24 protein-coding genes and 1 pseudogene are annotated in these 23,837 nt (G+C 68.4%); 11 read left to right on the top strand and 14 right to left on the bottom strand.

The genetic code is table 11. From position 1 onward, the window contains the following. From G3O00_RS24330 to G3O00_RS24270, 14 genes are all read right to left on the bottom strand, one after another. Nucleotides 1-1,093: ABC transporter permease (locus G3O00_RS24330; RefSeq protein WP_346778996.1), on the bottom strand; the 1,093-nt coding region annotated here is incomplete at its 3' end. Then, nucleotides 1,009-1,626 (bottom strand): DUF4126 domain-containing protein, encoded by a 618-nt coding sequence (locus G3O00_RS24325; RefSeq protein WP_206144555.1) that lies wholly within the window; start codon nucleotides 1,624-1,626, stop codon nucleotides 1,009-1,011. The genes G3O00_RS24325 and G3O00_RS24330, both read right to left, overlap by 85 nt. 211 nt (nucleotides 1,627-1,837) lie before the next feature. Further along, on the bottom strand, nucleotides 1,838-2,158 hold the full coding sequence (gene sugE / locus G3O00_RS24320; protein WP_039370509.1) for a quaternary ammonium compound efflux SMR transporter SugE: 321 nt from the start codon (nucleotides 2,156-2,158) through the stop codon (nucleotides 1,838-1,840). 144 nt (nucleotides 2,159-2,302) lie between these two features. Beyond that, nucleotides 2,303-2,587, bottom strand: a complete 285-nt coding sequence (locus G3O00_RS24315) for a DUF333 domain-containing protein (RefSeq protein ID WP_041492906.1) — start codon at nucleotides 2,585-2,587, stop codon at nucleotides 2,303-2,305. Nucleotides 2,588-2,745: 158 nt separating this feature from the next. Continuing rightward, a complete protein-coding gene (gene kdpE, locus G3O00_RS24310; protein ID WP_011352732.1) occupies nucleotides 2,746-3,444 on the bottom strand; it encodes a two-component system response regulator KdpE in 699 nt (232 codons plus the stop codon). Continuing rightward, nucleotides 3,437-6,280, bottom strand: a complete 2,844-nt coding sequence (locus tag G3O00_RS24305; protein ID WP_206144554.1) for a DUF4118 domain-containing protein — start codon at nucleotides 6,278-6,280, stop codon at nucleotides 3,437-3,439. The genes kdpE and G3O00_RS24305 overlap by 8 nt, the downstream gene beginning before the upstream one ends. Nucleotides 6,281-6,440: 160 nt before the next feature. After that, complete coding sequence (kdpC, locus tag G3O00_RS24300; RefSeq protein WP_174935261.1) at nucleotides 6,441-7,022, bottom strand: potassium-transporting ATPase subunit KdpC; 582 nt, start codon at nucleotides 7,020-7,022, stop codon at nucleotides 6,441-6,443. A 25-nt stretch (nucleotides 7,023-7,047) separates the two neighbouring features. Continuing rightward, on the bottom strand, nucleotides 7,048-9,132 hold the full coding sequence (kdpB, locus tag G3O00_RS24295) for a potassium-transporting ATPase subunit KdpB (protein ID WP_089450966.1): 2,085 nt from the start codon (nucleotides 9,130-9,132) through the stop codon (nucleotides 7,048-7,050). 54 nt (nucleotides 9,133-9,186) lie between these two features. Beyond that, nucleotides 9,187-10,992, bottom strand: coding sequence for a potassium-transporting ATPase subunit KdpA (gene kdpA, locus G3O00_RS24290; protein WP_174935263.1), 1,806 nt, complete (start codon nucleotides 10,990-10,992; stop codon nucleotides 9,187-9,189). Next, complete coding sequence (gene kdpF / locus G3O00_RS24285) at nucleotides 10,989-11,081, bottom strand: K(+)-transporting ATPase subunit F (protein WP_006752209.1); 93 nt, start codon at nucleotides 11,079-11,081, stop codon at nucleotides 10,989-10,991. Before kdpF ends, kdpA begins: the two co-directional genes overlap by 4 nt. Further along, on the bottom strand, nucleotides 11,078-11,200 hold the full coding sequence (locus G3O00_RS43960) for a hypothetical protein (RefSeq protein WP_256976802.1): 123 nt from the start codon (nucleotides 11,198-11,200) through the stop codon (nucleotides 11,078-11,080). Before G3O00_RS43960 ends, kdpF begins: the two co-directional genes overlap by 4 nt. Nucleotides 11,201-11,395: 195 nt before the next feature. Continuing rightward, nucleotides 11,396-12,370 (bottom strand): quinone oxidoreductase, encoded by a 975-nt coding sequence (locus G3O00_RS24280; RefSeq protein WP_174935264.1) that lies wholly within the window; start codon nucleotides 12,368-12,370, stop codon nucleotides 11,396-11,398. Between the two features lie 178 nt (nucleotides 12,371-12,548). Then, nucleotides 12,549-12,941, bottom strand: coding sequence for a methylglyoxal synthase (locus tag G3O00_RS24275; protein ID WP_206144553.1), 393 nt, complete (start codon nucleotides 12,939-12,941; stop codon nucleotides 12,549-12,551). A gap of 48 nt (nucleotides 12,942-12,989) precedes the next feature. Beyond that, the gene (locus tag G3O00_RS24270) at nucleotides 12,990-13,769 is read right to left on the bottom strand and encodes an SDR family oxidoreductase (protein WP_206144552.1); all 780 of its coding nucleotides are present in this window, start codon (nucleotides 13,767-13,769) and stop codon (nucleotides 12,990-12,992) included. Nucleotides 13,770-13,999: 230 nt separating this feature from the next. On the opposite strand from G3O00_RS24270, the gene upp reads away from it, so the two are divergent. The 11 genes and pseudogenes from upp to G3O00_RS24215 form a co-directional block, all read left to right on the top strand. Next, nucleotides 14,000-14,650, top strand: a complete 651-nt coding sequence (gene upp, locus G3O00_RS24265; protein WP_011352740.1) for a uracil phosphoribosyltransferase — start codon at nucleotides 14,000-14,002, stop codon at nucleotides 14,648-14,650. A 217-nt stretch (nucleotides 14,651-14,867) separates the two neighbouring features. Continuing rightward, nucleotides 14,868-15,596: a YebC/PmpR family DNA-binding transcriptional regulator gene (locus G3O00_RS24260; RefSeq protein ID WP_011352741.1), complete on the top strand. Its 729-nt coding sequence runs from the start codon at nucleotides 14,868-14,870 to the stop codon at nucleotides 15,594-15,596. A 104-nt stretch (nucleotides 15,597-15,700) separates the two neighbouring features. Next, nucleotides 15,701-16,978 (top strand): phosphoribosylamine--glycine ligase, encoded by a 1,278-nt coding sequence (gene purD, locus G3O00_RS24255; RefSeq protein WP_039370477.1) that lies wholly within the window; start codon nucleotides 15,701-15,703, stop codon nucleotides 16,976-16,978. Between the two features lie 118 nt (nucleotides 16,979-17,096). Further along, nucleotides 17,097-18,020 (top strand): oxygen-dependent coproporphyrinogen oxidase, encoded by a 924-nt coding sequence (gene hemF, locus G3O00_RS24250; protein ID WP_011352743.1) that lies wholly within the window; start codon nucleotides 17,097-17,099, stop codon nucleotides 18,018-18,020. A 3-nt stretch (nucleotides 18,021-18,023) separates the two neighbouring features. Further along, a complete protein-coding gene (locus G3O00_RS24245; RefSeq protein WP_241025308.1) occupies nucleotides 18,024-18,749 on the top strand; it encodes a nicotinate-nucleotide adenylyltransferase in 726 nt (241 codons plus the stop codon). Between the two features lie 4 nt (nucleotides 18,750-18,753). Beyond that, complete coding sequence (gene rsfS / locus G3O00_RS24240) at nucleotides 18,754-19,200, top strand: ribosome silencing factor (RefSeq protein WP_206144551.1); 447 nt, start codon at nucleotides 18,754-18,756, stop codon at nucleotides 19,198-19,200. Nucleotides 19,201-19,225: 25 nt separating this feature from the next. After that, a complete protein-coding gene (gene rlmH / locus G3O00_RS24235) occupies nucleotides 19,226-19,696 on the top strand; it encodes a 23S rRNA (pseudouridine(1915)-N(3))-methyltransferase RlmH (protein ID WP_011352746.1) in 471 nt (156 codons plus the stop codon). Between the two features lie 51 nt (nucleotides 19,697-19,747). Continuing rightward, nucleotides 19,748-20,380 (top strand): Maf family protein, encoded by a 633-nt coding sequence (locus tag G3O00_RS24230; RefSeq protein ID WP_206144550.1) that lies wholly within the window; start codon nucleotides 19,748-19,750, stop codon nucleotides 20,378-20,380. A gap of 8 nt (nucleotides 20,381-20,388) precedes the next feature. Beyond that, nucleotides 20,389-21,858 (top strand): ribonuclease G, encoded by a 1,470-nt coding sequence (gene rng / locus G3O00_RS24225; RefSeq protein WP_011352748.1) that lies wholly within the window; start codon nucleotides 20,389-20,391, stop codon nucleotides 21,856-21,858. A gap of 130 nt (nucleotides 21,859-21,988) precedes the next feature. Continuing rightward, nucleotides 21,989-22,324, top strand: coding sequence for a 50S ribosome-binding protein YggL (locus G3O00_RS24220; RefSeq protein ID WP_206144549.1), 336 nt, complete (start codon nucleotides 21,989-21,991; stop codon nucleotides 22,322-22,324). Nucleotides 22,325-22,808: 484 nt separating this feature from the next. Beyond that, nucleotides 22,809-23,708, top strand: a pseudogene (locus G3O00_RS24215) (collagen-like triple helix repeat-containing protein); the annotation flags it as partial. Between the last annotated feature and the right edge of the window lie 129 nt (nucleotides 23,709-23,837).

The raw sequence follows: 23,837 nt of genomic DNA, 5'->3' as shown, positions 1-23,837 counted from the left end.
GGCGGCGCACGCCGAGGCAGCGCATCGTCGCACAGCCGTCGAGGTGGCGCCGCATGTAGCGCTGCGCGGCCATTGCAATCGCGACCGCCGCGAGCAGCGCGGTAAGCAGTGCGACGAGCGTCAGGAAGTGGCGCGCTCGATCCAGCGTCTGCCGCACCTGCGGCTGGCCTTCCTGCAACGATTCCAGACCGACGCCGCGCAGCTTCCCGCCGTCGACACGTGCGTGCGCATACGCTTCGAAGCGTGTGCCAGCCTGCTGGTCGCCGGCGACCAGCAGCCGGTACGTAACACGGCTGCCATAGCCCGTGAGCCCCGTCGCGGCGAGTTCATCGGCGCGCATCATCAGCCGCGGCGAAAAATTGACGAAGGAAAATCCGCGATCGAGTTCGCGGGAGATCGATGCGGCGACCTTGAACGTGCGCAGCCCGACGCGCACCGTATCGCCCGCTTTCAGGTGCAGCGCATCGAGCAGCGCCGGATCGGCCCAGACGGTGCCGGGCGCGGGAATCCCGGCGGCCTTCTGCGCGACGGCAGCGCCGGCCGGCAGGATCTCGACCGCGCCGCGCAACGGATAGCCGGGCGACACGGCCTTCACGGCCGCGAGGCGCGAGGGCGCCGCGTCGGTCGCCTGCCCGCCCGTGGCGGACGCGATCATGCTCGGGAAGATGGCGGTCGTCGCGGTACGCAGCCCGAGCGCGCGGGCCTGCTGGTCGAACGACGGATCGACGGGGCGATCGGCCCGCACGACGAAAGCGGCGCCGAGCATCCGGCGCGCGTCGCGTTCGAGCCCCTGGCGCAGCCGGTCGGCAAGAAAGCCGACGCTCGTCAGCGCCGCGACCGCGAGCACCAAGGCAAGGACGAGCAGCGTCAACTCGCCCGCGCGCCAGTCGCGCGCGGTCATGCGGGCGGCCTGGCGGATCAGGTCGCGCAGGCCGAAGCGGCCGGCATGCGCACTCACCTCATGGCCGGGTTGCCCGGCCGGCGGCTGCGCCGCGTGTTGCCGCCCCTTCAATCGCGCTTCCCCCCGATCGAGTTGAGCCGCGACACCATGTGGTTCGCCATGCCGCGAAAGCCGCCCGAGACACCGCGCCACAGGCGCGGGAGCGCCCACGCGGAAGCCGCGATGAAGGCGGCAAGCAGCACGAGGAATGCGAGCGGCACGAAGAACGCGAGCACGAGCCCGCCGACCACGAGGCCGTCCTCGGTCGACGATGCGATCCAGTTCGAAATCGGTTCGGGCGACAGGTTGATCATCGCGCGCGTGCCGGCCTTCGCCACGTGCGCGGCACCGGCGAGCGAGCCACCCGCGAGCCCCGCGACCGCGAGCACGGTCGGATCGGCATGGCCGAGCGCGCCGGCTGCGAGCACCGCGCCGGCCGGAATGCGGATGAAGGTGTGCACGGCATCCCACAGCGAGTCGAACGCGGGGATCTTGTCGGCAAGGAATTCGGTGACGGTGAGCACGGCTGCGGCGCCGATGACCCACGGCGACATCAGGACAGCCAGCGTCTCGGGCAGGTGGAGCCAGCCGAACCGCGCCAGCACGCCGGCGATCAGCACCGTCAGGTACAGGCGCAGGCCGCTCGCCCACGCGAGCCCCGCGCCGAGCGAAATGGCTTCGATCATGGCCCTCTCCTTGCACTTTCCGTGCGCTTTGCCGATTGATCGGATCGAGGCGGACAGACCGGCCGCGCGGCGCGTGGCGACCGGCACCGCGTGCCGCGAGAAGCACGACGGTATTCAGGCCCGAATGCGTTCCATTATAGACAGGCTGGGCGGGCGACCGGCGCAATTCCGCGGTGCGGCACCCGGGCGCGTGCGCGCCCGGGTGCCTTCGTCAGGCAGCCGACGACAGCTTGAGGCCGATCAGCCCCGCGACGATCAGCGCAGCGCTCGCGACCCGCGCGACGGTGAGCGCCTCGCCCATCATCACGATGCCGAACACGAACGCACCGACCGCGCCGATGCCCGTCCACACCGCGTACGCGGTGCCGAGCGGCAACTGGCGCATCGCGACCGCGAGCAGCCCGAAGCTGGCCAGCGCCGTCACGATCGTAAACACCGACGGACCGAGCTTCGTAAAGCCGTCCGACGATTTCATGCCGGCCGCCCAGGCCACTTCCAGCAAACCGGCAATGAACAACAATACCCACGCCATCTCGACGTACTCCGTATCGGATGGGGCCGTCCCCGTTGAAGCGAATGACCCGGGGTCGTCCCCGGGCGGCGCCGAGTATAACAAAATGCTTACGGACGCGGCGCGTGGCCGGCGGCCGATCGGGGGCGCGACCGGCCGGGCCGGTCAGTTCGATACGCGCTTCGGCGTGGCGCCGCCGACGCAGCGGTCGTCGCGGTACAGCGCCCACTCCTCGCACACGCGGCCATCCTTGAACACGCACATGCCGACCTGCCCGCTCGACAGGTTGCGGACCGTGTGGCGGCCGCCGAGCTTGGCGCAATTGACCGACGCGGGATTGGCCATCGCCTGCTGCTGCGACGACGGTTGCTGCCCGGGCGGCAGCGGTTGGGCGAACGCGCCAGACGCAGCAAGCGCCAGCGCACAGATGACGACCAGACGGACGGACATTGCACGCTCCTCGTTTTCGTTCGCGGAACGGTCAGGATAACGGGGAATGAGCGCCGGGTGTGCAACGCGCGCGTCTGCCGCGAGACTGTCGCGCCGACGCAACCGTGCCGGCGCGCAACGTCACGTGCGCGTGCACCTCTGCGCCCCGGCCGGGCCCGTCATGCGGCGCCGACGAGCCGGTAGCCGACGCCCGTCTCGGTGACGATGTACTCGGGCTGCGCCGGGTCGCGCTCGAGCTTCTGGCGCAGGTGCGCCATGTAGATCCGCAGGTAATGGTGGCTTTCGACGTGCGACGGCCCCCACACGTCGCGCAGCAACTGCCGGTGCGTGAGCACGCGCCCCGCATGCCGCACGAGCGTCGCGAGCAGCCGGTACTCGAGCGGCGTCAGGTGCACGATCTCGTTGTCGCGCCACACCTGGCGCAGCGCGAGATCGACGATGACGGTGCCGAAGGTCACCTTCGGCGACTCGTTCGCGCCACCCTGGTTGCGCCGGCGCAGTTGCGCGCGAATCCGCGCACGCAGTTCGGACACGCCGAACGGCTTGGTCAGGTAATCGTCGGCGCCCGCGTCGAGCGCCGCGACCTTCTCTTCTTCCTGCGTGCGCGCGGACAGCACGATCACCGGCACCTCGGACCAGCCGCGCAGCTCGCGGATCACGTCGAGGCCGTCGGTATCGGGCAGGCCGAGGTCGACGATCACGAGATCGGGCTTGCGCGTCGCCGCGTCGATCAGCCCCTGCTTGCCCGTCTCGGCCTCGAACACCGCGATGTCCTCCTCCTCGAGCGCGGCGCGCACGAAACGGCGGATCTGCTTTTCGTCCTCGATCAGGACGACGGTCAGGCTGGGTTCACTCATGGTCTGGCAATGATTCGGATGGGGACGACGCACCCGGTACATCGGGTTCGTCGTCGGGTACGGCAGGCGCGGCCGGCGGTGTCTCGACCGGCAGCGTGAACCAGAAACGCGCGCCCGTCACGTGGCCGTCGGGTGCCGTACGGTTGAGCGCGCCGATTTTACCGCCGTGCGCCTCGACGATCGCGCGGCAGATCGCGAGGCCGAGGCCGATGCCCGGCGTCGCCGATTCCTTCTCGCCGCGCGTGAACTTGTCGAAGATCCGCGTTTCCATTCCGGCCGGCAGGCCGGGACCGTAGTCGTCGACGAGCACGCGCACGAACGGCAGGCCATCTTCCGTCACGCGCTCGGCGCCGATGTCGAGCGGCGTATCGGCCGGCGTGTACTTCGCCGCGTTCTCGAACAGGTTGGTGAACAGGCGCTCCATCAGCACCGCGTCCATCTGCAGGAGCGGCAGGTCGGCCGGCAGCACGACGCGCGCGGGATGGCGGGCGAGCACGCGCTTGCATGCGGCGAGTGCGGCGCCGACGGTTTCCTCGAGCAGCGACCACTGGCGCTTCAACTGCAGGCTGCCGGCCTGCAGCCGCGCCATATCGAGCAGGTTCGTGACGATGCCCGTCATCCGCAGCGCCTCGTCGTGGATCGCGTCGACGAGTTCGCCCTCGCGCTGCGCGAAGCGCTCGGCCGCCACGGCGTCGCCGCCCCGCGCGGCCGTGCGCCCGTTCGCGAGCATCGACGAGAAGCCGACGATCGTCGTGAGCGGCGTGCGCAGGTCGTGCGAGATCGCCGACAGCAGCGAGTTGCGCAGCCGCTCGGATTCCATGTTGACGAGTGCGTCGCGCGCGATCTCCACGTAATGCACGCGTTCGAGCGCGAGCGCGATCTGCGCGGCGAATGCGTCGAGCATCCGCTGCTGTTCCGGCACCTCGAGTTCGCGCGGCTCGCGCGACGCCACCGCGAGCACGCCGCGCGTGCGCATCGGCGCCTTCAGCGGCAGGTACAGCGCGGCTGTCGCGGGCAACGTATCGGTGCCGCGGCCGGCCGGCTTCTGCTGGTCGTACACCCACTGGCCGACGTCGCTGTCGAGATCGGCGCCCGTCAGCGTGACGGCCGCATCGGGCTCCTCGATCTTCTGCCGCACCTTGTCCGCGCTGTCGGGCAGCAGGAACGCGACGCGCGCACGGAACACCTCGCCCACGTGGCGGCTGCCGATCTCGACGATCTGCTCGGTGGTCAGCGCCGCGCCCAGCTCGCGCGCCATCGCGTAGATCGCGCCGGTGCGGCGCTCGCGGCGCTGCGCGACGCTCGCCTGGCGCGTCAGCGTCGACGTCAGGTGGCTGATCACGAGCGACGTCAGCAGCATCCCGAAGAAGGTCAGCAGGTACTGCGTGTCGCTGACCGAGAACGACATGCGCGGCGGCACGAAGAAGTAATCGAACGCGGCCACCGACAGGAACGACTGCAGCACGCCCGGGCCGCGCCCGAGCCGCACGGCCGAGAACACGACGCCGAGCAGGTACAGCATCACGAGGTTCGTGAGGTCGAGCCGCTCGGACACGAGGCTCGCGACGACCGTAATCGCCGCGCAGATCGCGGCCGCGTACATGTAGTGCCGCGGCGGCGAACGATGCGTGCCGAACTGCGCGAACGCATCGCGCCAGTCGCGCACACGCGCGTCGAGCGGCGCGGCGCGCGCCTCGTCGCTCGCGGACGCACGGATCAGCATCAGGTCCACGTCGCCCGCGCGTTCGGCAAGCTGCTCGCCGAACGGCCGCGCGAGGCGGCGCACGAGCCCGACCTTCGGCGAGCCGCCCGCGACGATCTTCGACACGTTGCGCACCTTCGCATAGCCGATCAGCGCGGCAACCGCGTCGGCACCGGCGAGCGTGGCCGTCTCCGCGCCAAGCTCGGCCGCAAGCTTCAGCGCGTCGAGCGTGCGTTGCCGTCGCGCATCGGGCAGCCGCTGCAGGCGCGGCGTTTCCACATAGACGGCGATCCAGTCGGCCTTCAGGCTCGCGGCGAGCCGCGCGGCCGCCCGCACGAGCGTCGGCGCTTCGGCGCCGGGACCGACGCACACGAGCAGCCGCTCGCGCGCCTGCCAGATGCGCTGGATCGAACGGTCGGCGCGGTATTCGCGCATCTGCGCATCGACGCGATCGGCCGTGCGCCGCAGCGCCAGTTCGCGCAGCGCGATCAGGTTGCCCTTGCGGAAGAAGTTGCGCACCGCACGCTCGGCCTGCTGCGCGAGATAGACCTTGCCGTCGCGCATCCGCTCGAGCAGTTCCTCCGCCGGCAGGTCGACGAGCGTGACTTCGTCGGCCGCGTCGAACACGCGGTCGGGCACCGTCTCCCACACGCGGATGCCGGTGATCGCGCCGACCACGTCGTTCAGGCTTTCGAGATGCTGGACGTTGACGGTCGTGTAGACGTCGATGCCCGCATCGAGCAGTTCGTACACGTCCTGCCAGCGCTTCAGGTGCCGTGCGCCCTGTACGTTCGAGTGTGCGAGTTCGTCGACGAGGATCAGTTGCGGCTGGCGCGCGAGCGCGCCGTCGAGATCGAATTCGGCGAGCGTGCGGCCGCGATAGTCGATGCGCGCGAGCGGTAGCACGTCGAGGCCGTCGAGCAGCGCAGCGGTTTCGCTGCGCCCGTGGGTCTCGACGATGCCGACGACGACGTCGACGCCCTCCTGCAGGCGCTGGCGCGCGGCCTGCAGCATCGCGTAGGTCTTGCCGACACCGGCCGATGCGCCGAAGAAGATCTTGAGCTGGCCGCGCCGCTGCTTTTCTTCGTCACGCTGCAGCTTGTCGAGGAGTTGGTCTGGATCGGGACGATTCATGCGTCAGAAAGGCGGAGCGCCCGGATGCGCGCGAGTACGAGCATTGTTGTTCCAAATCGCCGCAAAAGGCAAAGACGGCGCATGCGCCGTCGGGAAAAAGCGCGTCCGGCGCGGATCGAGCCGCGCCGGACGCCGGTTGTCGCCGAAGCCGGACGCGCGCTCAGTGCGCGGCCTGCGCCGCGTCGAGCGCAAGGTTCAGCTGCAGCACGTTCACGCGCGGCTCGCCGAGCACGCCGAACTGGCGGCCCTTCGTGTTCGCGGCAACGAGCTGCGCGACCGCGTCGGGCGCCAGGTTGCGCGCCTTCGCGACGCGCTCGACCTGGTACGCGGCGGCGGCCGGCGTGATCTCCGGATCGAGGCCGCTCGCCGACGCCGTCACGAGGTCGACCGGCACCGGCTTCGACATGTCGGTGCCCGCGTCGCGCAGCGCGGCGATGCGCCCCTTCACCTGGTCGGCGAGCGACGGGTTCAGCGGGCCGAGGTTCGAGCCGCCGGAACCGGTCGCGTTGTACGGCATCGGCGACGTGGCCGACAGCCGGCCCCAGAAGTACTTCGGCGCATCGAACTGCTGGCCGATCAGCGCGGAGCCGACTGCCTTGCCGTCCTTCTCGATCAGGCTGCCGTTCGCCTGCGACGGGAACACGGCCTGGCCGAACACGGTCATCACGGCCGGGTAAGCGAGCCCCGTCACCGCGGTCAGCACGACAAAGATCACGACGAGCGGACGAATCAACGTTTTCATGATGTTTCCTTCAAATACGGCCGGCTCACGCCCAGCCGAGTGCAGCGAGCGTCATGTCGATCAGCTTGATGAACGGGAACGGCAGCAGCACGCCGCCGAGGCCGTACACCAGCAGGTTGCGGCGCAGGAGCGAAGCGGCGCCGAGCGGCCGGTACGTGACGCCCTTCAGTGCCAGCGGAATCAGCGCGACGATGATCAGCGCGTTGAAGATCACCGCCGACAGGATCGCGGACGCCGGCGACGTCAGGTGCATGATGTCGAGCACGCGCAGCTGCGGGTACGTCGTGACGAACGCGGCCGGGATGATCGCGAAATACTTCGCGATGTCGTTCGCGATCGAGAACGTCGTCAGCGAACCGCGCGTCATCAGCATCTGCTTGCCGATCTCGACGATCTCGATCAGCTTCGTCGGGTTCGAGTCGAGGTCGACCATGTTGCCGGCTTCCTTCGCCGCCTGCGTGCCGGTGTTCATCGCCACGGCGACGTCGGCCTGCGCGAGTGCCGGTGCGTCGTTGGTGCCGTCGCCGGTCATCGCGACGAGGCGGCCAGCCGCCTGGTGTTCGCGGATCGTCGCGAGCTTGGTTTCCGGCGTCGCTTCCGCGAGGAAATCGTCGACACCCGCTTCCGCCGCGATCGCCGCGGCCGTCAGCCGGTTGTCGCCCGTCACCATCACGGTCTTGATGCCCATCTTGCGCAGCTCCGCGAAGCGCTCCTTGATGCCGCCTTTCACGATGTCCTTCAGCTCGATCACGCCGAGCACGCGCGCCGCCCCTTCATGCAGGTCGGCCACGACGAGCGGCGTGCTGCCGCGGCGCGCGACTTCATCGACCGCGCGGCGCACTTCTTCCGGGAAGCGGCTGCCGTGCGTCTCGACGTAGTTGCGGATCGCGTCGGCCGCGCCCTTGCGGATCTCGCGGCCGGGCAGATCGACGCCGCTCATCCGCGTCTGTGCGGAGAAGCCGATGAACGTCGCGTGCAGTTGCCCCATGTCGCGCTGGCGAATGTTGAAGCGCTCCTTCGCGAGCACGACGATGCTGCGGCCTTCCGGCGTTTCGTCGGCGAGCGACGACAGCTGCGCGGCATCGGCCAGCGCTTCCTCGGTCACGCCCGGTGCCGGCACGAACGTCGACGCCTGGCGGTTGCCGAGCGTGATCGTGCCGGTCTTGTCGAGCAGCAGCACGTCGACGTCGCCGGCCGCTTCCACCGCGCGGCCCGACGTCGCGATCACGTTCGCCTGCATCATCCGGCTCATCCCGGCCACGCCGATCGCGGACAGCAACCCGCCGATCGTCGTCGGGATCAGGCACACGAGCAGTGCAACCAAAGCGGTGATCGTCACCACGTGGCCGGCCTTCATCGCTTCCACCGAGAACATCGAGAACGGCAGCAGCGTCGCGGTCGCGAGCAGCATCACGATCGTCAGCGCGACGAGCAGGATCGTCAGTGCGATCTCGTTCGGCGTCTTCTTGCGCTTCGCGCCTTCGACCATCGCGATCATCCGGTCGAGGAACGCCTCGCCGGGGTTCGCGGTGACCTTGACGACGATCCAGTCCGACAGCACGCGCGTGCCGCCCGTCACCGACGAGAAGTCGCCGCCCGATTCGCGGATCACCGGCGCGGATTCGCCGGTGATCGCCGATTCGTCGACCGATGCGACGCCGTCGACCACCTCGCCGTCGGCCGGGATCACGTCGCCCGCTTCGACGAGCACGACGTCGCCCTTGCGCAGCTCGGTCGCGGTCGTGATGCGGATCGGCGACTTCGGATGCGGCTCGTTGAGCTTCTTCGCCATCACGTCTTTCTTCGCGCTGCGCAGCGAGGCCGCCTGCGCCTTCGAGCGCCCTTCGGCGAGCGCTTCGGCGAAGTTCGCGAACAGCACGGTGAACCACAGCCACAGCGCGATCGCGAGGATGAAGCCCGCGGGCGCCTCGGCCTGGCCGGCGAGCGCCGCGATCCACAGGATCGTGGTCAGGATGCTGCCGACGTACACGCAGAACATCACCGGATTGCGGAACTGCGTGCGCGGCGTGAGTTTCTTGAACGAGTCCACGATCGCCGGGCGCAGCAGCGCCGGATCGAACATGGACCGTGTTGCGGAATGTTGAGTCATTGCGATCTCTTCAATCTCTTGAGTCTTTTCAAGGTGTCGCCATGCGGGCGCGCATCACGCGCCCAGCCACATCATCAGGTGCTCGACGCCCGGGCCGAGCGCAAGCGCCGGCACGTAGGTCAGCGCGCCCACCAGCAGCACGGTGCCGAGCAGTAGCACGACGAACAGCGGACCGTGCGTCGGCAGCGTGCCGCTCGTCACCGCGATGCGCTTCTTCGCGGCCAGCGAGCCGGCGATCGCCAGCACCGGCACGATCGTGCCGAAGCGGCCGAACCACATCGCGATCGCGGTCATCCAGTTGTAGAACGGCGTGCCGACCGTCAGGCCCGCGAACGCGCTGCCGTTGTTGTTGGCGGCCGAGCTGAACGCGTACAGGATTTCCGAGAAGCCGTGCGGCCCCGGGTTCGCGATGCCGGCCTTGCCCGCATCGGCGAGCACGGCGATCGACGTGCCGACCAGCACCAGCAGCGGCGTGAGCAGCACGACGATCGACACCATCTTCATCTCGTACGCTTCGATCTTCTTGCCGACGTATTCCGGCGTGCGGCCGATCATCAGGCCGGCGACGAACACCGCGAGCAGTGCGAACACGAGCATCCCGTACAAACCCGAGCCGACCCCGCCGTAGATCACTTCACCGAGCTGCATCAGCAGCATCGGCACGAGACCGCCGAGCGGCGTCAGCGAATCGTGCATCGTGTCGATCGCGCCGCACGACGCGGCCGTCGTCGCGACCGTGAAGATGCCGGTCTGCGCGATGCCGAAGCGCGTTTCCTTGCCTTCCATGTTGCCGCCCGGCTGCAGCGCGCTGGTCGACTGGTCGACGTGCAGCGCGGTGAGCGTCGGGTTGCCGGCCTGCTCGGCGCTCACCTCGGCGCCGATCGCGATCACGAACGCGACCGTCATCGCCGCGAGCACCGCGATGCCCTGCCGGCGGTCGCCGATCATGCGGCCGAACACGAGGGCCAGCGCGGCCGGGATGATCAGGATCGAGAAGATCTGCAGGAAGTTCGCGAACGGCGTCGGGTTCTCGTACGGGTGCGCGGAGTTCGCGTTGAAGAAGCCGCCACCGTTGGTGCCGAGCATCTTGATCGCTTCCTGCGACGCGACCGGGCCCATCGCCAGCGTCTGCTTCGTGAGCGGGGTCGGCACCGTGACCGCGTTGCCCTTGTCGTCCTTCACCGGATTGCCCTGCGCGTCCAGCTTCGGCGCGGCGTAGGTGCTCGCCTGCAGCACCGGCACGTCCTGGTACGACTTCATGTTCTGAATCACGCCCTGGCTCATCAGCAGCCCGGCGATGATCATCGACATCGGCACGAGCACGTACATCGTCACGCGCGTGAGGTCGACCCAGAAGTTGCCGATCGTCTGCGCGGTATGACGGGCGAAGCCGCGGATCAGCGCGATCACGACGACGATGCCGGTTGCCGCCGACAGGAAGTTCTGCACGGTGAGGCCGAGCATCTGCGTCAGGTAGCTGACGGTCTGCTCCGGCGTGTAGTCCTGCCAGTTCGTGTTGGTGACGAAGCTGACGGCCGTGTTGAACGCGCCGTCGACCGTCATCGCGCCGAACTGCTGCGGGTTGCCGGGCAGGAAGCCCTGCAGGCGCAGCAGGCCGTAGAGAAACAGCGCGCCGAGCGCGTTGAACGCGATCGTCGCGACCGCGTACTGCTTCCAGTTCATTTCGCTGCCGGCGTCGACGCCGGCGATGCGGTACAGCGCGCGCTCGAGCGGCCCGAACACGCGCACGACACGCGAGCTGCCGTCCATCACCGCCGACAGGTAGCGCGCGACCGGAACGGCCGCCGCCAGCAGCACGACGATGAACAGCCCCGTCTGAAAGAGATTGTTCGCGTTCATTCGATGTCCTCCGCGCGCAGCAGCGCAAAGACGAGATACGCAAACAGGAGCGCCGTCGAGGCGCCCGCCAGCCAAAGCATCCAGGTCATGCTCGCCCCCCGCGACCGTATTGCACGAGCTTGTCGCAACCGGCAACCAAACCGAGGATCAGCGCGGTGAAGAGCACCAGTGCGCCGATAAATACCCCATCCATTTTTCTGTTCTCCATCGTCGAAATCAGACGACTAGAACCTTATGGGAACGCACGTAAAGGACGGGTCAAAGGTATCGGGGCGCGTATAAAAAACGCGTAAACGCGGAATTCGGGAGAGGACGGCAGAAACCGGAGGGCGGGACGGACGGCGCGGTGGCGCCGTCCGGAAAAGCGCGTGCCGGCATGGCGCCGGCACGACGAGGAGGCAGGTCAGGGAACGAGGATCGTCGAGCCGGTGGTCTTGCGCGCTTCGAGATCTTCATGCGCGCGGGCGACTTCCGCGAGCGGATAGCGCTGGTTGATGCTCGTCTTCACCTTGCCCGACAGCAGCACGTCGAACAGCTCGGCGGCAGCGGATTCGAGATCGGCGCGCTTCGCGATGTACGAGAACAGCGTGGGCCGCGTAAAGAACAGCGAGCCGCGCGACGAGAATTCCTTCGAGTCGATCAACGGCAGCGGGCCCGACGCATTGCCGAAGCTGACGAACAGCCCGAGCGGCGCGAGGCTGTCGAGCGAGCCGATGTAGGTGTCCTTGCCGATCGAGTCGTAGACGACCGGTACGCCCGCGCCGTTCGTGATCTCCTTCACGCGCTGCGTGAAGTTCTCGCGCGTGTAGACGATCGGATGGTCGCAGCCGTGCGCCTTCGCGAGCGCGGCTTTCTCGTCGGAGCCGACCGTGCCGATCACGGTCGCGCCGAGCGCCTTCGCCCACTGGCATACAAGCAGGCCGACGCCGCCGGCCGCCGCGTGGATCAGGATCGTGTCGCCGGCCTTCACCGGATACGTGCGGCGCAGCAGGTAGTGCGCGGTCAGGCCCTGCAGCATCACCGACGCCGCGTCGTCGTAGCTGATGCCGTCGGGCAGTTTCACGAGCCGCTCGGCCGGCATCACGCGCTCCTGCGCGTAGGCGCCCGGCGGCTGCCCGACGTAGGCGACGCGGTCGCCCGCCTTGAGCGTGGTCACGCCTTCGCCGACGGCCGTCACCTCGCCCGCCGCCTCCATCCCGAGACCGCCGGGCAGCGCTTGCGGGTAAAGGCCGGTGCGGAAATAGACGTCGATGTAGTTGAGACCGACCGCGTGCTGCCGGATACGGACTTCACCCGCCTTCGGTTCGCCGACCTCGACATCGACCCACTTCATCACGTCCGGGCCGCCCGGCTGGTCGTATCGGATTGCTTTCGGCATCGTTTCGCTCCTCGTTTCTGATTCGGTCAGGGAAAAATCCGGGTCGCCGATACGCGGAGCCGGCCGATTCATCAGGGAACCGGGCGGCCGGCGCGCGTCGCGACGCACGATTCTCCCGCGCCACGGCCATCCGTGCATGGCCCTGCCGCCAGCAGGGGCAATCAGCCGCGGGCAGCGCCTAGCAAACGTCCTGCATGTTGCGCGCCAGATCGTCGAGCAGCATCCGCGCGGTGGCGACGTTGGTCGCGACCGGCACGTTGTGCACGTCGCATGCGCGCACGAGCGCGGTGATGTCGGGGTCGTGCGGCTGTGCGGTCATCGGGTCGCGCAGGAACACGACGATGTCGATGCGGCCGTCGGCCAGTTCCGCACCGATCTGCAGATCGCCGCCGAGCGGCCCCGACAGCTTGCGCTCGACCTCGAGCCCGTGCGCGTCCGCGATGCGGCCGCCCGTCGTGCCGGTCGCCACCAGCCGGCATTGCGCGAGCGTCGCGCGGAATTCGCCCGCGAGCGCGACGATCTCGTCCTTCTTCGCGTCGTGCGCAATCAATGCGATGCGGGGTTTGCTCATCTCCAGATCCTTCGTTTCAGGTTGTTGTCGTGAAAGGCGGTGCGCGCGTCAGAACGTGCCCGGATACGAACCGCCGTCGAGCAGCCAGTTCTGCCCGGTGATGTAGCCGGCGTGCACGCTGCACAGGAACGCGCACGCCGCGCCGAACTCTTCGCGCGTGCCGAGGCGGCCGGCCGGGATGTCCTTCGTGCGCCGCGCGCGCATCTCGTCGACGTTCACGCCCTGCGCCTTCGCCGACGCGGCGAGCGTGGTCGCGATCCGGTCGGTGTCGAACAGGCCCGGCAGCAGGTTGTTGATCGTCACGCCCTGCCCCGCGACCTTGCGCGACAGCCCCGCGACGAAGCCGGTCAGCCCCGAGCGCGCGCCGTTCGACAGCGCGAGCACGTCGATCGGCGCCTTCACGGCCGAGCTCGTGATGTTGACGATCCGGCCGAAGCCGCGCGCGATCATCCCGTCGAGGGTCGCGCGGATCAGCTCGATCGGCGTCAGCATGTTCGACTCGAGCGCGCGGATCCAGTCGTCGTGCGAGAAGTCTCGGAAGTCGCCGGGCGGCGGGCCGCCGGCATTCGTCACGAGAATGTCCGGCTGCGGGCATGCGGCGAGCGCGGCCGCGCGCCCGTCCGGCGTCGTGATGTCGCAGGCGACCGCGGTCACCGACACGTTCGCGCCGGCGCGGATCTCCTCCGCGGTTTCCTCCAGCGTGTCGCGCGTGCGCGCGACGATCACGAGGTTCACGCCCTCGGCGGCCAGCGCTTCCGCGCAGCCGCGACCGAGCCCCTTGCTGGCCGCGCACACGAGCGCGGTCTTTCCTTCGATGCCGAGATCCATCGTCGATTCCTTGGTGGCGACACGTGCCGGCTCGGCCCCGTCGCGCCGGCGCATGGCCCCCGGGCGGGTCAGGCGGGCAATCGGGCGGGCACGGGCACGCGGATTGTCGTAAGACGTCGATATTATCCGGATCATGCGGCGCGCCTTGGTAAAATTGCGGACATAAGCGCGCGGCCGGCTTGCGCCCGCCCCCGCCCCCGATCCTCTTTTGCCGCCAAGGCGCCCCCGTCATGAAACAGGACAGCCGTTTCCCGAATCTCTTCATCACCGATCACCCGCTGATCCAGCACAAGCTCACGCACATGCGCGACAAGGACACGTCCACGCGCACGTTCCGCGAGCTGCTGCGCGAAATCACGCTGCTGATGGGTTACGAGATCACCCGCAACCTGCCGATCACGACCAAGCGGGTCGAAACCCCGCTCGTCGAGGTCGACGCGCCGGTGATCGCGGGCAAGAAACTGGCGATCGTGCCGGTGCTGCGCGCAGGCATCGGGATGTCGGACGGCCTGCTCGACCTGGTTCCGTCCGCGCGCGTCGGCCACATCGGCGTGTACCGCGCCGACGACCACCGCCCGGTCGAATACCTGGTGCGCCTGCCGGACCTGGAAGACCGCATCTTCATCCTGTGCGACCCGATGGTCGCGACCGGCTACTCGGCCGTGCACGCGGTCGACGTGCTGAAGCGCCGCAACGTGCCGGCCGCGAACATCATGTTCGTCGCACTGGTCGCCGCGCCGGAAGGCGTGCAGGTGTTCCAGGACGCGCACCCGGACGTGAAGCTGTTCGTCGCGTCGCTCGATTCGCACCTGAACGAGCACGCGTACATCGTGCCGGGCCTCGGCGACGCGGGCGACCGCCTGTTCGGCACCAAGAACTGAGCATCTGGACGGCCGCGCGGCGCGCGGCCCGGCTCGCGGCGGCCTGCCTGGCCGTTCGGCCATGCGCGGCGGCCCCGATCCGGCGGTCGCCGCGTGATAAAATCTCGATCCACTCGACACGCGCGGCCCCGCGGCTTCATGCCCGCCGAAACGGCCGCCGATTCAACGACACATTGAAACAATCGCCCGCGCAGCGCGCCCGGGCACGGAGAAAGGTATGGCTGGTCATTCGAAATGGGCCAACATCAAGCATAAGAAGGCCGCGGCCGACGCGAAGCGCGGCAAGATCTGGACTCGCCTGATCAAGGAAATCCAGGTCGCGGCGCGCCTCGGCGGCGGCGATGTCAACTCGAACCCGCGCCTGCGTCTCGCGGTCGACAAGGCGGCCGACGCGAACATGCCGAAGGACAACGTCAAGCGCGCGATCGATCGCGGCGTCGGCGGCGCGGATGGCGCGAACTACGAGGAAATCCGCTACGAAGGCTACGGCATCAGCGGCGCGGCGATCATCGTCGACACGCTGACCGACAACCGCACCCGCACGGTCGCGGAAGTCCGCCATGCGTTCTCGAAGTTCGGCGGCAACATGGGCACCGACGGCTCGGTCGCGTTCATGTTCGATCACGTCGGCCAGTTCCTGTTTGCCCCGGGCACGTCGGAAGACGCGCTGATGGAAGCCGCGCTCGAAGCCGGCGCGAACGACGTGAACACGAACGACGACGGTTCGATCGAAGTGCTGTGCGACTGGCAGGCATTCTCGGCGGTGAAGGACGCGCTCGAAGCCGGCGGCTTCAAGGCCGAGCTCGCCGAAGTGACGATGAAGCCGCAGAACGAAGTCGAATTCACCGGCGACGACGCGGCGAAGATGCAGAAGCTCCTGGACGCGCTCGAGAACCTCGACGACGTGCAGGACGTGTATACGAACGCCGTCATCGTCGAGGAATGATGTGCCGGCCGCCGTGCTCCTGTCGCGGCGGCGGCCCGACCGAATCCGCGGCCGGCGCGCCTGAGCGTGCCGGCCGCCCTGTTTTCTAGTCTGCGGGGAATCCCATGAAACTACTCGTCGTCGGTTCCGGCGGCCGCGAACATGCGCTGGCGTGGAAGCTCGCGCAGTCGCCGCGCGTCCAGATGGTCTACGTCGCGCCCGGCAATGGCGGCACGGCGCAGGACGAGCGCCTGAAGAACGTCGACATCACGGCGCTCGACGAACTCGCCGATTTCGCGGAACGCGAAGGCGTTGCATTCACGCTCGTCGGGCCGGAAGCGCCGCTCGCGGCCGGCATCGTCAACCTGTTCCGCGCCCGCGGCCTGAAGGTCTTCGGCCCGACGCGCGAAGCCGCGCAGCTCGAGAGCTCGAAGGATTTCGCGAAGGCGTTCATGAAGCGCCACGGCATCCCGACCGCCGAGTACGAAACGTTCTCCGACGTGGCCGCCGCGCACGCGTACATCGACGCGAAGGGTGCGCCGATCGTCGTGAAGGCAGACGGCCTCGCGGCCGGCAAGGGTGTCGTCGTCGCGATGACGCTGGAAGAAGCACACGAAGCCGTCGACATGATGCTGTCGGGCAACAAGCTCGGCGATGCCGGCGCGCGCGTCGTGATCGAGGAATTCCTCGATGGCGAGGAAGCGAGCTTCATCGTGATGGTCGACGGCAAGCACGCGCTGGCGCTGGCTTCCAGCCAGGACCACAAGCGCCTGCTCGACGAGGACCGCGGCCCGAACACCGGCGGCATGGGCGCGTATTCGCCCGCGCCGATCGTCACGCCGCAGATGCATGCACGCGTGATGCGCGAGATCATCATGCCGACCGTGCGCGGGATGGAGAAGGACGGCATCCGCTTCACGGGCTTCCTGTATGCGGGCCTGATGATCGACAAGGAAGGCAATCCGCGCACGCTCGAGTTCAACTGCCGGATGGGCGACCCGGAAACGCAACCGATCATGGCGCGCCTGAAGAGCGATTTCTCGAAGGTCGTCGAACAGGCGATCGCGGGCACGCTCGACACGGTCGAGCTCGACTGGGACCGCCGCACCGCGCTGGGCGTCGTGCTGGCCGCGCACGGTTATCCGGACGCGCCGCGCAAGGGCGACCGCATCAACGGGATCCCGGCCGAGACGGAACAGGCGGTCACGTTCCATGCGGGCACGACGCTCGACGGCGACAAGCTGACGACGTCCGGCGGCCGCGTGCTGTGCGTGGTCGGCCTCGCCGATTCGGTCCGCGAAGCGCAGCAGCATGCGTACGAGACGATCAACCAGATCAATTTCGAAGGCATGCAGTATCGCCGCGACATCGGCTTCCGCGCGCTCAACCGCAAGAGCGCGTGACGTTGCAATTGCCGCCCCGCCTTCGTGCGGCGGCGGCCCCTCTGCCGGGGTTCGTTAGAATGCCCGGCAGAAGCCTTTTTTACGGCCCCCGCTTCGGGCGAGGGCACCCAGTCCAGACATGACCGATTCGACCTACGACGTAGCGCGCGTGCGCACGTACCTCCAGGACCTGCAGACACGCATCGCCGACGCGCTCGGCGCGCTCGACGGCACGCCGCTCGCGACCGACGCATGGCAGCGCGGGCCGGCCGAACGCCTGCGCGGCGGCGGCTGCACGCGGATTCTCGAAGGCGGCCGCGTGTTCGAACGCGCGGGGATCGGCTTTTCCGACGTCGCGGGCGATGCGCTGCCGCCGTCGGCGAGCGCGGCGCGCCCGCAGCTTGCCGGCCGCGGCTTCGAGGCGCTCGGCGTGTCGCTGGTGCTGCACCCGCGCAATCCGTACTGCCCGACCGTGCACATGAACGTGCGGATGCTGATCGCGACGAAACCGGGCGAGGAGCCCGTGTTCTGGTTCGGCGGCGGCATGGATCTGACACCGGTTTACGGTTTCGAGGACGATGCCCGGCATTTCCACCAGACCTGCAAGGATGCGCTCGACCCGTTCGGCGTCGAGCTCTACCCGCGCTTCAAGAAATGGTGCGACGAGTATTTCTTCCTGAAGCACCGCAACGAGATGCGCGGCATCGGCGGGATCTTCTTCGACGATTTCTCGGAGCCCGGTTTCGAACGCTCGTTTGACATGATGCAGAGTGTCGGCGACGCGTTCCTGCAGGCCTACCTGCCGATCGTCGAGCGCCGCGCCGAGCTGCCGTACGGCGAGCGCGAGCGCGACTTCCAGGCGTACCGCCGCGGCCGCTACGTCGAATTCAACCTCGTGTTCGACCGCGGCACGCTGTTCGGCCTGCAAAGCGGTGGCCGGACCGAGTCGATCCTGATGTCGATGCCGCCGGTCGCGAACTGGCGCTATAACTGGCAACCCGAACCGGGTTCGCCGGAAGCGCGCCTGTACAGCGACTTCATCGTGCCGCGCGACTGGATCTGACCCCTGCTTCAAGAAAAGGACGCGTTTCTGGACACCACCGCCTGCCCCACCCCGCTGCCGCGTCGTATCGGCTTGCTGGGCGGCACTTTCGACCCGATCCACGACGGCCATCTCGCGCTCGCGCGCCGGTTCGCCGAGCTGCTGGGCCTGACCGAACTCGTGCTGCTGCCCGCCGGGCAGCCGTACCAGAAGCGCGACGTGTCGGCGGCCGAGCATCGGCTCGCGATGACGCGCGCGGCCGCCGGCTCGCTGTCCGTGCCGGGCGTGACCGTGACCGTCGCCACCGACGAGATCGAGCACACCGGCCCGACCTACACGGTCGAGACGCTCGCGCGCTGGCGCGAGCGGATCGGCCCGGACGCATCGCTGTCGCTGCTGATCGGCGCCGACCAGCTCGTGCGCCTCGACACGTGGCGCGACTGGCGCAAGCTGTTCGACTACGCGCACATCTGCGTGTCGACGCGCCCGGGGTTCGACCTCGGCGCGGCGCCGCCGGACGTCGCGCAGGAAATCACCGCGCGGCAGGCCGGCGCCGACGTGCTGAAGGCCACGTCGGCAGGCCACCTGCTGATCGATACGACCCTTTCGTTCGACATTGCCGCGACCGACATCCGCGCCCACCTGCGCGAATGCATCGCGCGCCATGCGCAAATGCCCGACGCATCGGCCGAGCATGTGCCGGCCGCCGTATGGGCCTATATTCTTCAACATCGCCTCTACCATTCCTGAATCCATGGATATTCGCAAACTGCAGCGCGTGATCGTCGACGCCCTCGAAGACGTCAAGGCGCAAGACATCAAGGTGTTCAACACCAGCCACCTGACCGAACTGTTCGACCGCGTGGTCGTCGCTTCGGGCACCTCCAACCGCCAGACCAAGGCCCTCGCGTCGAACGTGCGTGACAAGGTCAAGGAAGCCGGCGGCGACATCGTCAGCTCCGAAGGCGAAGACACCGGCGAATGGGTGCTGGTCGACTGCGGCGACGCGGTCGTGCACATCCTGCAACCGGCCCTGCGCCAGTACTACAACCTCGAGGAAATCTGGGGCGACAAGCCCGTGCGGATGAAGCTCGGCGGCGGCAAGGGCAACGGCTTCGCCCAGGCCAGCGAAGGCGACGAGGACGAAGAGGAAGCCGCGCCCGCACGCCCGGCGCGCAAGACGGCCGCCCGCCGCCGTTGAGCTTCGAGTCGTTACGCGTCTCCCGATGAAGCTTTTCATCCTTGCAGTCGGCCACAAGATGCCGGGCTGGATCGCATCCGGCTTCGACGAATACACGAAGCGGATGCCGCCCGAGCTGCGCATCGAGTTGCGCGAGATCAAGCCCGAACTGCGTTCGGGCGGCCGTAGCGCGGAAAGCGTGATGGCGGCCGAGCGGCAGAAGATCGAGGCCGCGTTGCCGAAGGGCGCGCGCCTCGTCGCGCTCGACGAGCGCGGCCGCGACTGGACCACGATGCAGCTCGCCCAGGCGCTGCCCGGCTGGCAGCAGGACGGTCGCGACGTCGCATTCGTGATTGGCGGTGCCGACGGGCTCGATCCGGAACTGAAAGCGCGTGCCGACACGCTGCTGCGCATCTCGAGCATGACGTTGCCGCACGGGATGGTGCGCGTGCTGCTCGCCGAACAGCTTTACCGGGCGTGGAGCATCACGCAGAATCACCCCTACCACCGCGCATGACGTGTCGTCCTCGAGACGCGCGCCACGCGCGCACACCGAGATAACGACACCATGCCGTCCAGCACGCCCCCCGCGCTTTTCCCGACTCTTTACCTCGCTTCGCAAAGCCCGCGCCGCCAGGAGCTGCTGCAGCAGATCGGCGTACGCTTCGAGCTGCTGCTGCCGCGCCCCGACGAGGACGCCGAGGCGCTCGAGGCCGAGTTGCCCGGCGAAGCCGCCGATGCGTACGTGCGGCGCGTGACCATCGCGAAGGCGGAGGCTGCGCGCTCGCGTCTCGTCGCGAGCGGCAAGCCGGCCTCGCCGGTGCTCGTTGCCGATACGACCGTCACGATCGACGGCGCGATCCTCGGCAAGCCGGCCAACGCCGACGACGCGCTCGCGATGCTGACGCGCCTCGCGGGCCGCGAGCACGCGGTGCTGACCGCCGTCGCCGTGATCGATGCCGACGGCGAACTGCTGCCGCCCGCGCTGTCGCGTTCGTCGGTGCGCTTCGCGCCCGCGTCGCGCGACGCATACGCGCGCTATGTCGAATCGGGCGAGCCGTTCGGCAAGGCCGGCGCGTACGCGATCCAGGGGCGCGCGGCCGAATTCATCGAGCGAATCGACGGTTCCCATTCAGGTATCATGGGTCTGCCCCTTTTTGAGACTGCCGCGCTGCTACGTGCCGCGCGCGTCGCCTTCTGAACCGCACCATGAACGAAGAAATCCTGATTAACCTCACGCCGCAGGAAACGCGGGTTGCACTCGTCCAGCAAGGCGCGGTGCAGGAGCTTCACGTCGAGCGCACGCTGTCGCGCGGGCGCGTCGGCAACATCTATCTCGGCAAGGTCGTGCGCGTGCTGCCCGGCATGCAGTCGGCATTCATCGACATCGGTCTCGAACGCGCGGCGTTCCTGCACGTCGCCGACATCTGGCATCCGCGCCTCGCAGGCGAGCCGCAGTCGGGCACGCCACACCAGCCGATCGAGAAGATCGTGTTCGAAGGCCAGACGCTGATGGTCCAGGTGATCAAGGACCCGATCGGCACGAAGGGCGCGCGCCTGTCGACGCAGGTCAGCATCGCGGGCCGCACGCTCGTCTACCTGCCGCAGGAGCCGCATATCGGCATCTCGCAGAAGATCGAGAGCGAGGCCGAACGCGAGGCCGTGCGCGCGCGCCTGACGGCCGTGATCCCGGCGGACGAGAAAGGCGGCTACATCGTGCGCACGATCGCCGAGGATGCGACCTCGGACGAACTCGCCGGCGACGTCACGTACCTGCGCAAGACGTGGGCAACGATCGTCGCCCAGGCGCAGCGGCTGCCGGCGACGAGCCTGCTGTACCAGGATCTCGATCTCGCGCAGCGCGTGCTGCGCGATTTCGCGAACGACGACACGACGCGCATCCAGGTCGATTCGCGCGAGACGTACCAGCGCCTCTCGGAATTCGCGGGCGAGTTCACGCCGGCCGTGAGCCCGAAGCTGCACCACTACACGGGCGAGCGGCCGCTGTTCGACCTGTACAACATCGAGACGGAGATCCAGCGCGCGCTGTCGCGCCGCGTCGACCTGAAGTCGGGCGGTTACCTGATGATCGACCAGACCGAGGCGATGACGACGATCGACGTGAACACCGGCGGCTACGTCGGCGCACGCAACTTCGACGACACGATCTTCAAGACCAACCTCGAGGCCGCGCATACGATCGCGCGGCAGCTGCGGCTGCGCAACCTCGGCGGGATCATCATCATCGACTTCATCGACATGGAGAACGCCGAGCATCGCGACGCGGTGCTGTCCGAGTTGAAGAAGGCGCTGTCGCGCGACCGCACGCGCGTGACGGTCAACGGCTTCTCGCAGCTCGGGCTCGTCGAGATGACGCGCAAGCGCACGCGCGAATCGCTCGCGCACGTGCTGTGCGAGCCGTGCCCGACCTGCCAGGGCAAGGGCCAGGTGAAGACGTCGCGCACCGTGTGCTACGACATCCTGCGCGAGATCCTGCGCGAGTCGCGGCAGTTCAACCCGCGCGAATTCCGCGTGATCGCCGCGCAACAGGTGATCGACCTGTTCCTCGACGAGGAATCGCAGCATCTCGCGATGCTGATCGACTTCATCGGCAAGCCGGTGTCGCTGCAGGTCGAGTCGAACCTGAGCCAGGAGCAGTACGATATCGTGCTGATGTAACGTTCCGTCCATCCGCCGCCGGCATCGCCCGCCGCGCGGCACTTCGATGCGGCACCCGGGCCGCCCGCGCATGTCGCGCCGGCACCCGCCGCCGCCCTTTCACCCTACCTTTTTCGCTTCACCACACACCATGAGCCAAGGCCACAACCGCCGCCAGCGCAAGAAACTCCACATCGGCGAATTCCAGGAACTCGCGTTCAACGCCACCGCGCATTACCGCAACGAAATGACCGACCTCGAGCGCGGCGAACTGATCGACGCGTTCATCGACTTCGTCGAAGCGAACGGGCTGCTGACCGTCGCGTCGGCGGACGAAGGGATCGGCGCTTACGTGATTTCCGGCGCACCGCGCGGCACGACGACCGACGCCGACCGCGAACGCGTGCGCGGCTGGCTGGCCGCACGGCCGGAACTGACCGACGTCAAGGTCAGCGAATTCACCGACGCGTGGTATCCGGAAGCCTGAGTTTCCGGTTTCACTTCCCTCGCGCAGCGCCCGCGCCTGCCCGCCGCCACGGCGGGTGAGGCCGGCGCCGCCCTGCTCCCTCCGCACCTCCTCCGTCGCCCCTTCCACCGTCGCGCGACACCCGCGCCACCGGCACCGACTCACACGATTCGCGCCGCGTCGACGGTGATTACCCCGAGTTCGGCAGTGAATCGGACGCTTACTTCAATTTAACGTTGATTAAAGGACGTCTCACGCCCGCGGACCTACTCTGATCGCCAGGAATCCGGTGTTTTCCGGCGCGATCGGCAAGCAAGACGAAAGAATGCAAACCGCTCGCCCGACAGGTGTCCCGGATTCCGGTACGGGCGAAAACGCGACATGGCGACAGGTCAATCAGGGAGACAACCAACGATGCGCCAGCCGCTTCCCCATCGCAGCAACACATTGACGCACGCGAAGGCCGCCTGACCCCACTCTTCAATGCAATGAATACGAGGACGACATGGATACGCCGACCACTCATCAAGCAGGACTCCGAATGATCATGATCGCGGCTGGCGTCGCAGCGCTGGTGTCGCTGTCCGCGTGCGGCGGCTCCGGCTCGCTGAGCCAGGGCACCGGCGGCACCGGATCGGGTTCGGGCGACACGACGGCTACCACCGGCGGCACCGGTAACGGCACCGGCAGTGGCGGCGGGTCGGGAAGCGGATCGACCGTCGGCGGCACCGGGAGCGGCGCCGGCGGTGCCTCGAGCGCCGGCACGTCGGCCAATGCACTCGGCCAAACGATCGACTCGTCGAGCAACGTCGTGACGGCCGCGGGCGGCACCGTATCAGGCGTCGGCGCGACGATCGCCAGCCAGTCGCTGCCCGGCACGAACGCCGCGACCACGCAGGGGCTCGGCACCGTCGTGCAGGACACCGGCGCTGCCGTCACGACACTCGGTACCGGGCTCGGATCGGGGCTCGGCCAGCTCGGCGCATCGTCGAACCCGGTCGGCACGACGGTCGCGAGCACCGGCAGCGTGGTCACAAACCTCGGCGACGCGGTCGCGGCAACCGGCGGCGTCGTGTCGAGCCTCGGTGGCAGCGGTTCGGCGCTGGCGCCGCTCGCGCCCGTCACGTCGCCCGTCGGCGGTGCGATCACGACGCTCGGCAATACGATCGCGGGCGGCGGCGCGACGCTCGGCACGCAGTTGTCGACCGGCCCGGTCGCGCAGGTCACGGGCGCCGCCAGTTCGGCGATCACGCCGATCACGACTCAGGTCGGGTCGGTCACGCAGACCGTCGCGTCGAGCACGCCGCTCGGCGCACCGCTCACGAACCTCGTGACGACGGTCGGCAACGGCGTCGCGAACGCCGGCACGACGATCTCGAAAACCGGCGGGAATCCGGTGACGACCGGCGGGTTCGTCACGTGCACGATGAAGCCCGCGTTCGCGGTGGTCGCGCCCGGCGCCGGTGCGCCGATCGTGACGTCCGCTTCATACGACGCGTGGCCGTAGGCCGGATGCTGCGCGTTCGTGACGAGC

Origin of the sequence: Burkholderia sp. Ac-20384 (assembly GCF_017104605.1) — a bacterium.
In the GTDB taxonomy this organism is placed as follows: domain Bacteria; phylum Pseudomonadota; class Gammaproteobacteria; order Burkholderiales; family Burkholderiaceae; genus Burkholderia; species Burkholderia lata.
This window is presented reverse-complemented; position numbering and strand designations above follow the sequence as displayed.

Bases quoted from the DNA above. Each gene is read 5' to 3' on its own strand.
- kdpC (WP_174935261.1), bottom strand. From the start codon at position 7,022: ATGAAAACGTTGATTCGTCCGCTCGTCGTGATCTTTGTCGTGCTGACC.
- rsfS (WP_206144551.1), top strand. From the start codon at position 18,754: ATGGATATTCGCAAACTGCAGCGCGTGATCGTCGACGCCCTCGAAGAC.
- kdpB (WP_089450966.1), bottom strand. From the start codon at position 9,132: ATGACTCAACATTCCGCAACACGGTCCATGTTCGATCCGGCGCTGCTG.
- G3O00_RS24280 (WP_174935264.1), bottom strand. From the start codon at position 12,370: ATGCCGAAAGCAATCCGATACGACCAGCCGGGCGGCCCGGACGTGATG.
- kdpF (WP_006752209.1), bottom strand. From the start codon at position 11,081: ATGACCTGGATGCTTTGGCTGGCGGGCGCCTCGACGGCGCTCCTGTTT.
- G3O00_RS24325 (WP_206144555.1), bottom strand. From the start codon at position 1,626: ATGATCGAAGCCATTTCGCTCGGCGCGGGGCTCGCGTGGGCGAGCGGC.
- G3O00_RS24270 (WP_206144552.1), bottom strand. From the start codon at position 13,769: ATGGATCTCGGCATCGAAGGAAAGACCGCGCTCGTGTGCGCGGCCAGC.
- rng (WP_011352748.1), top strand. From the start codon at position 20,389: ATGAACGAAGAAATCCTGATTAACCTCACGCCGCAGGAAACGCGGGTT.
- G3O00_RS24315 (WP_041492906.1), bottom strand. From the start codon at position 2,587: ATGTCCGTCCGTCTGGTCGTCATCTGTGCGCTGGCGCTTGCTGCGTCT.
- G3O00_RS24275 (WP_206144553.1), bottom strand. From the start codon at position 12,941: ATGAGCAAACCCCGCATCGCATTGATTGCGCACGACGCGAAGAAGGAC.
- G3O00_RS43960 (WP_256976802.1), bottom strand. From the start codon at position 11,200: ATGGAGAACAGAAAAATGGATGGGGTATTTATCGGCGCACTGGTGCTC.
- kdpE (WP_011352732.1), bottom strand. From the start codon at position 3,444: ATGAGTGAACCCAGCCTGACCGTCGTCCTGATCGAGGACGAAAAGCAG.
- sugE (WP_039370509.1), bottom strand. From the start codon at position 2,158: ATGGCGTGGGTATTGTTGTTCATTGCCGGTTTGCTGGAAGTGGCCTGG.
- G3O00_RS24220 (WP_206144549.1), top strand. From the start codon at position 21,989: ATGAGCCAAGGCCACAACCGCCGCCAGCGCAAGAAACTCCACATCGGC.
- G3O00_RS24260 (WP_011352741.1), top strand. From the start codon at position 14,868: ATGGCTGGTCATTCGAAATGGGCCAACATCAAGCATAAGAAGGCCGCG.
- hemF (WP_011352743.1), top strand. From the start codon at position 17,097: ATGACCGATTCGACCTACGACGTAGCGCGCGTGCGCACGTACCTCCAG.
- G3O00_RS24305 (WP_206144554.1), bottom strand. From the start codon at position 6,280: ATGAATCGTCCCGATCCAGACCAACTCCTCGACAAGCTGCAGCGTGAC.
- upp (WP_011352740.1), top strand. From the start codon at position 14,000: ATGAAACAGGACAGCCGTTTCCCGAATCTCTTCATCACCGATCACCCG.
- G3O00_RS24230 (WP_206144550.1), top strand. From the start codon at position 19,748: ATGCCGTCCAGCACGCCCCCCGCGCTTTTCCCGACTCTTTACCTCGCT.
- purD (WP_039370477.1), top strand. From the start codon at position 15,701: ATGAAACTACTCGTCGTCGGTTCCGGCGGCCGCGAACATGCGCTGGCG.
- rlmH (WP_011352746.1), top strand. From the start codon at position 19,226: ATGAAGCTTTTCATCCTTGCAGTCGGCCACAAGATGCCGGGCTGGATC.
- kdpA (WP_174935263.1), bottom strand. From the start codon at position 10,992: ATGAACGCGAACAATCTCTTTCAGACGGGGCTGTTCATCGTCGTGCTG.